The organism is Pseudooctadecabacter sp., assembly GCF_965657175.1.
Classification (GTDB): domain Bacteria; phylum Pseudomonadota; class Alphaproteobacteria; order Rhodobacterales; family Rhodobacteraceae; genus Octadecabacter.
In genome coordinates this window covers 1-11,416 of the sequence record NZ_CBFHNH010000004.1, presented here as the reverse complement: position 1 = coordinate 11,416, position 11,416 = coordinate 1, and the positions used below count along the sequence as shown (strand labels likewise).

The window sequence follows — 11,416 nt, the reverse complement described above, 5'->3', positions numbered from 1 at the left end:
AATTCCGACCTAACGATAACTCAGCACGCGCCCCTTGGGGGACACCACAAATTTCCGCACGTCCGTAAACCCCGGCGGCCTGCGTTCTTCCAGCGCCTGATAGGGACGCTGGGGCAAGATGATCGACCGTTCCACCTTTGACGCACCGGTCTCCGCACCGCGCCCCTCAAAAGGATCAAGCGCGAACACCTCACGTTGAACGGACCCGAACCAGCCAGATTTTTCCTGTCGCGTGTCCTCGGACACCAATTCCTCTTCGGTCCAGACCAGCGCCCAGTCTTCACCCACAGGCGACCGCGCCAGTTCCAACACCTCCCGCAGGGGGCCTGTTTGGCGGGTGAAGGCGTGGCTGTACATCGGCCCCACATGAAAACGGCGCAGACGTTTGGGGTGCAGGTCCGCGAAATCCTCATCAAAGCCACGCGCGATGGTCAGCAGTTTCAGCCCCGCCACCGATTGCGCCATCAGATGCGCCTGCACTTCCGGCCAGCGACGGTCGTCCTTGGGCAGGCCCACGCGGCCTGTGTCTTCAAGCTCCATCAGGTAGATCGTCGGCAGGTTGATCTGGCTGTCATAGACCGCCCAGTGGATCAGGAACCGACGCTGCATCCGCGCCTCATTGCCCAGCCAAATCGCCTCCGGATCGTTGCGCGCCCAAAAGAGCTCCCCCTTGGACAACTCCTCATAATAAAGCCTTTGCGACAGCGCATATTGCAGCTTCGTCGGCACCTGCTGTTCGCCTAGAATGACCCGCACCATGTCCTGTTTAAGGTCCTGAACCGAACGCATCCCGCGCAAATGACGATCTGCTTGGGCGGCATCATTGGCCATGGTCAGCAGTTCAGAGAACACCGGAAAGCCGCTATCAACGCGGTCAAAGGTCAGCTTGCCCGCATGGGGAAACCGGCCTGAGAAATGGTATTTATGGGCCAGCGCGCGAAAGGTATAATTCAGCCCCACGATGTAGCGCGTCATGACCTCAACATCGCGCTTGGACAGCCGATTTTCCGCCTCCAACACGCCCGCCACACGGGCCAAATGGCCGATGATGGCTTCGAACTTGCCAAAATAGCGCCGCGTGACGCGGGTGTCTTCAAGCTGGAAATGATCGTAGGCGGTGTCGGTCATTTAAGGCTCCGTTGGATGGGTGAAACCCACCGTCGCTCAAGCCCCATACTGATTGCTGTCGTGCTTCTCCACGATCTGCTGGAAGCGCCGGGCGAAACGTTCGTCGGCCTTGGCCTTCTGTTGCAACACCTCACGGGCGAAGACCATGTGATCCTCGTGGGCTTCCATCATCTCGGCCATCCGCGCATTGGTGGCAGAGCCGATGGCCGCCATGGCCGTCTGCGCCTCTTGGTCCGTTTTCACGCCGATCTCGTTGATGCGGTGTGCCACGTCCTGCTGCTGCGCGGTCTTCAAGGATTTCGTCAGCGCATCATCGAGCACAACACGCTGCTTGGTGTCTGTCTGCAGCTTGTTGATCAGCACCATCTGCGTCGCCGCCTGGTTCTGCAAACTGTCGATCCAGGTCTTGCCCTTTTCGATGTAGCGTTCCAGCGTCTGGGACTTCGCCAGCTTGACCTGTTCCTGCTGCACGGCCTCGTTATAGGCGGTGTTCATTGCGGCCAGTTCTGTTTCCAGCTTGGTGCGCGCGGCGGCGTCCTGTTCGACGCTGATCTTGTTTTCGAGTTCGATGATCTTGGGATCCATGGCGAGGATTTCGGCACGCACGGCCTCCAACTCCCCCACAACGGTTTCACGTTCTTCCAACGTACCGCTCAGGTTGCCCTCAACCTTGACCTTTTGCTCCTCCAACGTTGCCAGCTGGTTTTCCAACAGCTTGGTGATCACATCGGATTTTGAAATCAGGTCCTGCAACTTGTCATCGACCGAAGCCGACCGCATCCGTTCCTCACGCATGCTTTCAGATTTGCCTTTGGAAAAGAAGCCGACAAAACTTTCCCAGCCCGTCTTGGACCGCATTTCATCAAAGTCCTGCTGGAAACCGGCGGTGACATCGTCCAGCCCCATGATCAGTTCCGCGATATTGGCGTTCATCAACTCCGTATGGGCATGAACATCCTCAAGAGAGGCGTTTTCGATATCGACAGCAATATCCGTACCTTCCGCCATTTTCTGGCGTGCTGTTTCAATGCGGCTCGTCAGCTCGGATATCTTGGATTGCGCCTCCTGAACCTGCGTTTGCGATTCCCGAATTTGCGCGTCGAAATCTGCCATGGCGATGTCCCCTCTGTCTGTATGTCAATTGTATACATATGTATTCCGAACGTGATTTACACCACGTCAGGTAGATTTATTTGCTAATTCTGACCCGAATAGGGCGAAATTGAAAGAGAGTTACGCCTCCTCGGCGTCGCCCTCCTCAACAGCGTCATCTTCGTCGTCGTCTGATCCGTAAACCACGTCCGGATCAATGATATTCGGATCAAGGAAGACCCCGCGATTGGCGAGATCCTCGCCCTCCAATTCCACCGACGCCTCTTTGGTGCGCACGACCACGCGGGTGCCGTTGGGCACACGTTCGTACAGGTCAATAATGTCGTGGTTGAACATCCGAATACAGCCTGCAGAGCCAGAGTTGCCAATCGACGCAAGGTCGTTCGTGCCATGAATGCGGAAATGGGTGTCGCGCCCGTTTTGGAACAAATTCAGCGCGCGCGAGCCAAGCGGGTTTGCAAGCCCGCCTTCAATGCCAGCCGCAAAGGGTCCGTACACCTCAGGTTCTCGGCGCAGCATATTGGCCGTCGGTGTCCAGCTGGGCCATTCGCGTTTCATCTGAACGGTGGACGGGCGACGCATCCGCAGACCTTGCGCGCCCACCGCGATGGCATAGCGCCGCGCCATGCCGTCCTCTTCGACAAAATACAAAAGCTTGGTGTGGGGATCGACGACGATTGTGCCTGCGGCTTCGGGCCCGTTGTAATCCACCACAGCGCGTTGATTGATATCGCTCAAAAATTGGGCCGGGATGGGCGGCAAAACATAATCGCCATCGTCCAGCACGCCATATCCGTCGACAATTTCCGAAGCAGGCACCCCGCCGATCAATTCTTCCTGCTGGGCGCAGGCGGCAAGCAGGGCGAGGCTTAGGCCCGCCAAAGGCCCCCGAAAACGGCTCAAAAACTGCTACATAATGTCCCTCAATTCTGGTCTTTGACCAACCATAACAGGCGCTTGTCCGTCAAAACCAGTTCCAAAACCGACCCTGTCAAAAATTTCTAGAAATTTGTGCCCCAGCCGCCCATGTTGGAGGGATGAGACTGCAAGGTAAGACCGCAATCGTCACAGGGGCTGGATCCGGGTTTGGGGCTGGCATCGCAGCGAAATTCGTGGCCGAGGGGGCGAAAGTCCTCGTGGCTGACATTAACGGGGATGCCGCCAATGCTGTAGCGCGCACGATTGGCGCCAATCCATGGGTGGTGGATGTGTCCGACAACACCTCCGTGCGGCGAATGGCGGGCAAACTGCCCGATCCCGATATTATTGTGAACAACGCCGGCATCACCCACATGCCGCAGCCAATGGAGGACGTGTCGGACGAGGATTTTGACCGCGTCCTGAACGTCAACGCAAAGTCCGTATATCTGATGGCGCGCCATTTCGTGCCCAAAATGAAAGACCGTCGCAGCGGGGCGATCCTCAACATCGCGTCTACCGCAGGGGTCAGCCCGCGGCCAAACCTGAACTGGTACAATGCCTCCAAGGGTTGGATGATCACTGCGACCAAAGCGATGGCGGTGGAATTGGCACCCCACGGCATTCGCGTGAATGCCTTGAACCCGGTGGCGGGCGAAACCCCGCTTCTTAAGTCGTTCATGGGCGAAGACACCCCTGAAATACGTGCGAAATTCCTGTCGACGATCCCCTTGGGCCGGTTTTCGACACCTGAGGACATGGGCGCCGCCGCCGCGTTTTTGTGCTCTGATGAGGCTAGCATGATCACAGGTGTGGCCATGGAAGTCGACGGAGGCCGCTGCATATGATCCGCAATCTGATCAAAGTCACGTTCTTCCCCCTGTTCGGTCGGATCAAATCCAAACCGAAACAGCGCGCGCTGCCGCCTCTTAAATCGGCGCGGGTCCATCTGTTTGCAGGCACATTCACGACCGAGGTTGCGGCAACGGACTACGCCTTGGGTCTGTCAGGCGACACGCTGGCGGCTGATCTGGGCAATGTGGCCATCGGCCCCGATGACATCGAAATCATCTTCGGCGCGGAACGGATCGCCGCCGCGCGGCCCATGTTCCATTTTGCGGGGCCTGTGCCGGCAACGAAAGCCAACACGTATTTCATGCTGTCTGATCGCGGCTATGATGCAGGCCACCTGACAGGCGGGCGCGTCGCCTACCTCGGGCTGTGCGACGTCAGCTAAAAAGGGCCCGTAGCATCGCGGATTTAGGGTCTTCCAACCCTTCAATCACGTCAAAATGGTGTCGTCCCGGTTCAATCGTGACTTCGCACCCCCACGCCTTTTGCAACTGTCGCGCCTGTTCAAGAAACGCGGGCCTTTCATCGGCGCCCACCCATATATGGACCGGAACGGAAGGTGCCGCATGCGACACTGGGCTTTGCGCCTCTGCCTCCACCGGGTCGAGGCGCAAGATGTCATTCATCGAGGTTTCCATCAAAGGCGCAAGGTTCCCAACAGGCGAAATCGGCATGATCCGCGCCACACGCCCCGTCCAGTCCCGCGCCAAATCCGCACATCCCAGACGCGCCGCCAAATGCCCGCCCGCCGAATGGCCCACCAGATACATCGGCCCCGTGGTCCGCGCAGCAATGGCATCGACCGCCACGACCGCCTCCTCGACAATCTGTGAAATCCGCGCGTCTGGCGCCAAAGTATATCCCGGCAAAGCGCAGGCATATCCCGCATCCACAGCACCCGCCGCCAAATGTGAAAACATCGCAGGCGATCCAGCCATCCAATAGCCACCATGAAAGAAAATCACCGTCCCTAACGACAACCGATCGGGGTGGAAAAAATCAATCGTCTGACGGGGCAACGGACCGTAGGGCACACCACAGTCAGACAAAGCCTGTGCCGCGCGAAACGCAGCGGCTGCATCCTCCCACTGACCATAGTACCGATCACCACCCGGAATATGTGCCGAATTGGTATAAGCATCATCAAGCCGCATATATCTCTCCTGTCATGGTCCTAATCCTAGCGGGCGGCCCCGATTAAGAAAGCCCTTGGGGCTACAGCCGCCGCCCCCCGCTTCATCTGGCCCAAAAAAACTCCCCCCGGAGGGCCGATCAGCCATCTTGCGCAGCAGCACAGGGTAGGTCACAAGGCTCCCATGGCTTGGGTCAAAATCATACATATCTTGTGCGTCATGGGTTGGATGACCTCCATCTTCGCTGTGCCGCGCGCGCTGATCTATTGGAAACGGGATTTTGCCAAAACCGGCGAATTCGGACCGCTGGGCGATCTGACCCGCAGGCTCTACCGGTTTTCGGCAGGCTTAATGGTCATTGCGCTGATCACTGGCATCTGGCTGGGCGCATCGTGGTCCTTCGACACATGGGTCTGGGTCAAGCTGGGTTTGGTCAGCCTGCTGGTCGTGCACTACATGATGACCGGCGGCATGGTCATCCGAGCCAAACGCGGCGAATTCCGCGAAAGCGACTTTTACCTACGTGTGTTCAATGAAATCAGCGTTGTGGGCGTCATCGCCATCTTGTGGGTTGTCGTGGTCAAACCCTTCTAAAATTCCGGAATTTTAGTCGCCCCAAAAATTTTTTGAAATTTTCCCCAAGGATTGACGCCACCCATCCGTCCTATCCTAGTGATGCGCATGAACGTGACAGACGAAGACTTGGCCCAAGCGGCCCAAAACGGTGACGCACAGGCCTTTGCCAGCCTGCTGGCCCGCCAGTACGACCGTCTGTTCCGCTTGTGTTTTCGCCTGACCGGATCACACCATGAAGCCGAAGACCTCACCCAAGACATCTGCGCAGCCCTTCCCGCCAAACTCCATCACTTTGACGCCCGCGCAAAATTTACTACGTGGCTCTACCGTGTCGCCGTCAACGCCGCCCACGACCGCCGCCGCAAACAAGCCACCCACGGGCGCGCTGCCGACGGCTGGGGCACATGGGAGGTCAACCGCCAAGCCACCATTGCCGAAGACAAGACGCGCACAGACTGGCTCACCACCGCCATGACACGTCTGCCCGACGACTTGCGAGACACGCTCGCGCTTGTGCTCGATGACATGACGCATGCTCAGGCCGGCGACATCCTCGGCATCTCCGAAGGCACGGTCAGTTGGCGCCTGTCTGAGGCCCGCAAACACCTCAAAACCCTCAAGGAACAGGAGGACGCGACATGACCGATCCACTCGACGACCTCAAATCCGCACTGACCGAGGCGACCCCCGCGCCCGACGCAAAGCGCCGCGCAGAAAACCTCGCGCTGGCGCAAAAAAACTTCGCGGCCCTCCAAGGAACAGCCACGGCCAGCCGTCCCACATCCAGACCCACCCTCTGGACAAGGACGAAAACCATGTTTGATACCCTCACCACACGTACAGGCCTTTCAGTGACCACCGCCCTCGTGGCGTGCGGCGTCTTCATCGCGACACCCTTCGGCCAAGACCTGATGAACGCCAACCTGTATCCAAGGACAGCCCCCAGCCCAGACATTGCAGAAGCCAGCATGCCGGAACTGACCGATGTCCTGACCGAAAGCGCCGACATCCAAACACTGGCACCCGCATCCAACACCACGCGGTTCACGCCGCCGCTTCAACGGGCGCAGACCCTGCAAGACGACAGCGTCGCCCTTCAGGGCTTTGACGGCGCGGTCTTGGCACCCGCCCCCACAACAGAATCCTTCGCCAACGCCGCCCCAAACCCGCTGCGCATCACAGCTGACGCGCCCGTGTCGACTTTCTCAATCGACGTCGACACCGCTTCTTACGGGGGGGTGCGCCAATCCTTGCGCGCGGGCCAACTGCCCCCGCCAGATGCCGTCCGGGTCGAGGAACTGATCAACTATTTCCCCTATGACTACCCCGCCCCGGAAGGCCCGCATCCGTTTGAACCCACGGTCAGCGTGTTCGAAACCCCTTGGAACGCAGATACGCAACTGGTCCACATCGGAATCCAAGGCGCGCTTCCCCTCACGGACGATCGCCCGCCCTTGAACCTCGTCTTCCTGATCGACACCTCGGGCTCAATGGAGGACGCCAATAAACTGCCGCTGCTGCGCCAATCCTTCCGCCTGATGCTGTCCGAATTGCGCCCGCAAGACGAAGTCGCAATCGTCACCTATGCTGGCTCCTCCACCATCGCCCTGCCGGCCACCCCTGCAAATGATCGCGCAACGATCGAAGCCGCATTGAACGCCCTCACCGCAGGTGGGTCCACCAACGGACAAGGCGGGCTGGAACAGGCCTACGCACTGGCCGATGAGATGACGCAGGACGGGGAGCTTTCACGCGTGATGCTGGCCACCGACGGCGATTTCAATGTGGGCCTCAGCGATCCGCGCGGATTGGAACGCTATATCGCAGACAAACGGCAATCGGGCACCTATCTGAGCGTTCTGGGCTTCGGGCGCGGCAACCTGCAAGATACAACGATGCAATCGCTGGCCCAAAACGGCAACGGCACCGCAGCCTATATCGACACGCTGGCCGAGGCCCAAAAAGCCCTCGTAGACCAACTCACCGGTGCTCTCTTTCCCATCGCCGATGACGTCAAAATACAGGTCGAATTTAATCCGGCCACGGTCGCAGAATACCGTCTGATCGGCTATGAAACGCGTGCCCTGAACCGCGAAGACTTCAATAACGATGCGGTTGACGCCGGTGAACTGGGCGCGGGCCATACCGTGACGGCCATCTATGAGATCACCCCAACAGGCTCCCCCGCGCAACTCAGCGACCCGCTGCGCTATCAAACCGAAACGCCCAGCGCCACCAGCGACGAATTGGGCTTTCTGCGACTGCGCTACAAAGCGCCGGGGCAGGCGACCAGCACGCTTATCGAAACCCCGTTCCAGACCGCAGGCACGCCGAGGACAGAGGCCGCCTTCAGCGCCGCCATCGCGGGTTTTGGCCAACTTTTGCGCGATCCAACATATCTGAACGGCTGGGATTTCGACGACGCCATCGCACTGGCCAACGCCAATCGCGGCGATGATCCCTTCGGATACCGCAGTGGGGCAGTACAACTGATGCGCCTCGCCGGATCGCTGTCGAACTAGGCCACGCTGATTGCCATTGGTTTCGTTTTGCCAAAAATACTCCCGCCGGAGGCTCCGACACGGGCCTCCGGCGCACCCGCAAATGGCACGCAGCACCTCTCCACCTTCAATCAACAAAAACGCGCGGAAGCGCACATTTGGGTCAATCTGCCTTGGGAAATCCCAGCGCATAAAAATCGCGCAACGTTTGACCCTTCTGGTGCGTGAACGGCCCGATCTCCACTATCTCGCCAATCCGGTCCAGCCGGAACATGCGAAAATCATTGCGCAACTCGCACCACCCCACGACCGTCCACGTCTGCCCCCAAAACCATAAACCCAAAGGCCGGATCACCCGCGATGACGGCTTCCCGTCCTTGTCGGCATACTCCAGATCCAGCCGCACCGACCGGTCCACGGCGTCTTCGATCTGGTCGATCATGTGACGGACATCCTCTGTCATGCCGTCGGATTGGAAGGCGTGGATCGGCACCTCACCGGCGCGGGCACGGGCGTCATCGGGCAAGACCGCCTCGATCTTGGCCAAGGCTTCTTCGGCGGCCAGCGCCATTTGCGCGCCGCCCCACGCACGGATCATCCGCGCGCCGGCCACAAGGGCCACAATCTCATCTGAATTGAACATCAGCGGCGGCAGGTCATAGCCAGCCCTCATCACATAGCCGACCCCGGCTTCCCCTTCGATGGGAACGCCTGAGCCGATCAAATCCGCCACATCGCGATACACCGTCCGCTTTGTGACCTCCAACCGTTCGGCCAACTGGGCGGCGGTCATCAGTCGACCGCCGCGCAGATATTGAACGATCTGAAACAGACGATCGGCCCGCCTCATGCTTTACCTCGCATCAGTGATCCTTCGTCTCAAACAGGGCGATCGAATTGCCATCGGGGTCTGTGGCATACTGGAACCGCCCCTGCGGAATATCAATGACCGGCCCCATAACCTGCCCGCCCGCCGCGACACAGCGCTTGGCCCCGTCTTCAACGGTACCCGGCAACGCGATGTGGATGGTCGGGCCACTGCCTGCAGCAGGTGTCCCTTGGTACAAATGGCCCGCGACCGCGTTGTCATCATCATCGGTCAGCGCATTGAACATCGCGACCTCATTCGGCCCCATTTGAACGATATCCATGGTCCAGCCGAACACCTCTGCATAAAAGTCAGCGGCGGCGCGCAGGTTGGTCACTGGGATTTCGGTCCACACGACGTAAGCTTGCATGATGTGTCTCCTTTGATGTGCAATCTTCTCTGCACCCTCTCTGACACACCCCTGCTGACAGCATTGTGTCAGCATCATTTCAGCAGCTACGATTTAATCCACGACAGCCCATCTTCGGTGCTGCCTTTGGGGCGGTATTCACCACTCACCCAGCCTGTGTATTTGGCGCGATCAATGGCTGCAAAAAAGGCAGGATAATCGAAATCACCGCCCACCGGTTCATGGCGGTCCGGCACCCCGCCCACCTGCACGTGAATGACATGGGGTTTCACAGCCTCCCACGTCGCCATAACATCCAGCCCCATTCGGGCGGCATGATAGGCGTCGAATTGCAGGCCCAAATTCGAGGCCCCTACGGTATCAAGAACCTCAACCGCCAAATCAAAATCGTTCAGAAAATAGCCCGGCATGTCGTGGCTGTTGATCGGTTCAATCGTCAGACTTTGCTTGGGCGCAAAACCCGCCGCCCATTTCAGGTTATCGATGAAAACCGCCTTCGCCACATCCCCCTTAGCGACACCAGCCATGATGTGAATATGCTCCGCACCCAAAGCACCGGCATAGCGCGCGGTGCGCCGGAACGCTTGTTGAAAGCGTGCCTCCTCACCTGGAACGGCGGCAAACCCGCGTGGGCCGTCAGGGTTTGCATAATTGGGCGGCGGACAGTTTATCAGGGCCAGCGGCATCTTTGCCCGTGCAAGGGCCGTGCCCAATTCAGCGGCGTTTTCATCGTAGGGAAACAAGATTTCAACGGCATCAAATCCGGCCATCGCGGCGGCCAAAGGGCGTTCCAACACCGGATACTCGGTGAACAACATGGACAGATTTGCGCAGAATTTTGGCACCTAGACCTCCAATTCGGCCGCCGGGCAAATCGGAAAGAACGCACCTTGCGACCGCAGACCAAACATATCGCCCGCGACCTCCCCCCTATCGACGAGCCTGTAGAACGACTTGCGGTCTATCAAAGCCTCAAGGTTGCGGCGGATCAACACATAAGGCGACGGCTCGCCTGTCTGGGGGTCGCGCTCCACGCGGATTGGATGATCGGGGCCTGCCACGGCCTCATCCCCCACGTTTGTGACAAACCGCAAGGCATCGCCCTCCACCTCAAAATCCACGGCCACAAACGGTGCGTCATCCACAGTGATCCCGACCTTTTCAACCGGGGTCACAAGGAAATAGTCGTCCCCATCGCGGCGGATGATGGTCGAAAACAGCTTCACCAGCTCTGGCCGGCCTATGGGCGTGCCCAGATAAAACCACGTCCCGTCCCGCGCGATCCGCATATCCAGATCCCCACAAAACGGCGGGTTCCATGCCTCAACCGGCGGCAATCCCCGCGCCACTTTGGCTGCCCGCACTGAGGATGCGAGGCTTTCCGCCGATACGGTGACGGGTCCATCACTTTGGTTTGTTTTTGCCATTGGGGTCCATCGCGATATCTGTTCAAGTCTTGGCATCACTATATGACCCTGAAGGAGCAGTTGACCATGGCCACAGATGCAGAGCTTGTCACGCAGATCGAAGCCATGGGCGGCAAACTGGCTGAGGCCCGTGCGTCCATCGCGAAACGCTTCATCGGGCAGGACACGGTTGTTGACCTGACACTGGCGTCCCTGCTGTGTGGCGGTCACGCGCTGCTGATCGGCCTGCCGGGGCTGGGCAAAACGCGGCTGGTGGACACGCTGTCAACCGTTATGGGTCTGCACGGCAATCGTATCCAGTTCACGCCGGACTTGATGCCTGCTGACATTCTGGGCTCCGAAGTGTTGGAAACGGCTGCCGACGGCACCCGCGACTTTCGCTTCATCGAAGGGCCGGTATTCTGCCAGCTTCTGATGGCGGACGAGATCAACCGCGCCTCGCCCCGCACCCAGTCGGCCCTGTTGCAGGCCATGCAGGAAAAGGAAGTCACGATCGCCGGTGAACACCGCCCCCTTGGTGTGCCGTTCCA

Annotated in this window: 14 protein-coding genes; 6 read left to right on the top strand and 8 right to left on the bottom strand. The window is 59.1% G+C overall.

Annotated features, from left to right (window positions below):
- Positions 1-9: 9 nt before the first annotated feature.
- The 3 genes from ACTG36_RS05110 to ACTG36_RS05100 form a co-directional block, all read right to left on the bottom strand.
- The gene (locus ACTG36_RS05110) at positions 10-1,128 is read right to left on the bottom strand and encodes a hypothetical protein (RefSeq protein ID WP_375279706.1); all 1,119 of its coding nucleotides are present in this window, start codon (positions 1,126-1,128) and stop codon (positions 10-12) included.
- A 36-nt stretch (positions 1,129-1,164) separates the two neighbouring features.
- On the bottom strand, positions 1,165-2,241 hold the full coding sequence (locus ACTG36_RS05105) for a hypothetical protein (protein WP_439141617.1): 1,077 nt from the start codon (positions 2,239-2,241) through the stop codon (positions 1,165-1,167).
- A gap of 120 nt (positions 2,242-2,361) precedes the next feature.
- Positions 2,362-3,144: a L,D-transpeptidase gene (locus ACTG36_RS05100; RefSeq protein WP_375279704.1), complete on the bottom strand. Its 783-nt coding sequence runs from the start codon at positions 3,142-3,144 to the stop codon at positions 2,362-2,364.
- Between the two features lie 134 nt (positions 3,145-3,278).
- Here ACTG36_RS05100 and ACTG36_RS05095 point away from each other — a divergent pair, with 134 nt between their 5' ends.
- Both ACTG36_RS05095 and ACTG36_RS05090 read left to right on the top strand, forming a co-directional pair.
- The gene (locus tag ACTG36_RS05095) at positions 3,279-4,007 is read left to right on the top strand and encodes an SDR family oxidoreductase (protein ID WP_375279703.1); all 729 of its coding nucleotides are present in this window, start codon (positions 3,279-3,281) and stop codon (positions 4,005-4,007) included.
- Positions 4,004-4,396, top strand: coding sequence for a hypothetical protein (locus tag ACTG36_RS05090; RefSeq protein ID WP_375279702.1), 393 nt, complete (start codon positions 4,004-4,006; stop codon positions 4,394-4,396). Before ACTG36_RS05095 ends, ACTG36_RS05090 begins: the two co-directional genes overlap by 4 nt.
- On the opposite strand, the gene ACTG36_RS05085 is transcribed toward ACTG36_RS05090, so the two are convergent.
- Positions 4,389-5,165 carry an alpha/beta hydrolase gene (locus ACTG36_RS05085; protein WP_375279701.1) on the bottom strand — a complete coding sequence of 259 codons (777 nt, stop codon included), beginning with the start codon at positions 5,163-5,165 and terminating at the stop codon, positions 4,389-4,391. The genes ACTG36_RS05090 and ACTG36_RS05085 overlap by 8 nt on opposite strands.
- 162 nt (positions 5,166-5,327) lie before the next feature.
- Between ACTG36_RS05085 and ACTG36_RS05080 the strand changes: the two genes are divergently transcribed.
- The 3 genes from ACTG36_RS05080 to ACTG36_RS05070 all read left to right on the top strand — a co-directional run bounded on the left by ACTG36_RS05080 (position 5,328) and on the right by ACTG36_RS05070 (position 8,242).
- On the top strand, positions 5,328-5,738 hold the full coding sequence (locus ACTG36_RS05080) for a CopD family protein (protein ID WP_375279700.1): 411 nt from the start codon (positions 5,328-5,330) through the stop codon (positions 5,736-5,738).
- Between the two features lie 87 nt (positions 5,739-5,825).
- Positions 5,826-6,362: an RNA polymerase sigma factor gene (locus tag ACTG36_RS05075; protein ID WP_375279699.1), complete on the top strand. Its 537-nt coding sequence runs from the start codon at positions 5,826-5,828 to the stop codon at positions 6,360-6,362.
- Positions 6,359-8,242 carry a vWA domain-containing protein gene (locus ACTG36_RS05070; RefSeq protein WP_375279698.1) on the top strand — a complete coding sequence of 628 codons (1,884 nt, stop codon included), beginning with the start codon at positions 6,359-6,361 and terminating at the stop codon, positions 8,240-8,242. The genes ACTG36_RS05075 and ACTG36_RS05070 overlap by 4 nt, the downstream gene beginning before the upstream one ends.
- 142 nt (positions 8,243-8,384) lie before the next feature.
- On the opposite strand, the gene ACTG36_RS05065 is transcribed toward ACTG36_RS05070, so the two are convergent.
- The 4 genes from ACTG36_RS05065 to ACTG36_RS05050 form a co-directional block, all read right to left on the bottom strand.
- Positions 8,385-9,071 (bottom strand): helix-turn-helix transcriptional regulator, encoded by a 687-nt coding sequence (locus ACTG36_RS05065; RefSeq protein ID WP_375279697.1) that lies wholly within the window; start codon positions 9,069-9,071, stop codon positions 8,385-8,387.
- A 13-nt stretch (positions 9,072-9,084) separates the two neighbouring features.
- Positions 9,085-9,459, bottom strand: a complete 375-nt coding sequence (locus ACTG36_RS05060; protein WP_375279696.1) for a VOC family protein — start codon at positions 9,457-9,459, stop codon at positions 9,085-9,087.
- Positions 9,460-9,545: 86 nt separating this feature from the next.
- Positions 9,546-10,304 (bottom strand): hydroxypyruvate isomerase family protein, encoded by a 759-nt coding sequence (locus tag ACTG36_RS05055; protein WP_375279695.1) that lies wholly within the window; start codon positions 10,302-10,304, stop codon positions 9,546-9,548.
- Positions 10,305-10,886: a DUF1285 domain-containing protein gene (locus tag ACTG36_RS05050; RefSeq protein ID WP_375279694.1), complete on the bottom strand. Its 582-nt coding sequence runs from the start codon at positions 10,884-10,886 to the stop codon at positions 10,305-10,307.
- 66 nt (positions 10,887-10,952) lie between these two features.
- On the opposite strand from ACTG36_RS05050, the gene ACTG36_RS05045 reads away from it, so the two are divergent.
- The coding region (locus ACTG36_RS05045) for an AAA family ATPase (RefSeq protein WP_439141612.1) at positions 10,953-11,416 on the top strand (464 nt) is incomplete at its 3' end.

Excerpts from the sequence above, each read along its gene's own strand:
- ACTG36_RS05095 (WP_375279703.1), top strand. The coding sequence starts at position 3,279 with ATGAGACTGCAAGGTAAGACCGCAATCGTCACAGGGGCTGGATCCGGG.
- ACTG36_RS05050 (WP_375279694.1), bottom strand. The coding sequence starts at position 10,886 with ATGGCAAAAACAAACCAAAGTGATGGACCCGTCACCGTATCGGCGGAA.
- ACTG36_RS05075 (WP_375279699.1), top strand. The coding sequence starts at position 5,826 with ATGAACGTGACAGACGAAGACTTGGCCCAAGCGGCCCAAAACGGTGAC.
- ACTG36_RS05065 (WP_375279697.1), bottom strand. The coding sequence starts at position 9,071 with ATGAGGCGGGCCGATCGTCTGTTTCAGATCGTTCAATATCTGCGCGGC.
- ACTG36_RS05110 (WP_375279706.1), bottom strand. The coding sequence starts at position 1,128 with ATGACCGACACCGCCTACGATCATTTCCAGCTTGAAGACACCCGCGTC.
- ACTG36_RS05080 (WP_375279700.1), top strand. The coding sequence starts at position 5,328 with ATGGCTTGGGTCAAAATCATACATATCTTGTGCGTCATGGGTTGGATG.
- ACTG36_RS05090 (WP_375279702.1), top strand. The coding sequence starts at position 4,004 with ATGATCCGCAATCTGATCAAAGTCACGTTCTTCCCCCTGTTCGGTCGG.
- ACTG36_RS05085 (WP_375279701.1), bottom strand. The coding sequence starts at position 5,165 with ATGCGGCTTGATGATGCTTATACCAATTCGGCACATATTCCGGGTGGT.
- ACTG36_RS05105 (WP_439141617.1), bottom strand. The coding sequence starts at position 2,241 with ATGGCAGATTTCGACGCGCAAATTCGGGAATCGCAAACGCAGGTTCAG.
- ACTG36_RS05060 (WP_375279696.1), bottom strand. The coding sequence starts at position 9,459 with ATGCAAGCTTACGTCGTGTGGACCGAAATCCCAGTGACCAACCTGCGC.
- ACTG36_RS05070 (WP_375279698.1), top strand. The coding sequence starts at position 6,359 with ATGACCGATCCACTCGACGACCTCAAATCCGCACTGACCGAGGCGACC.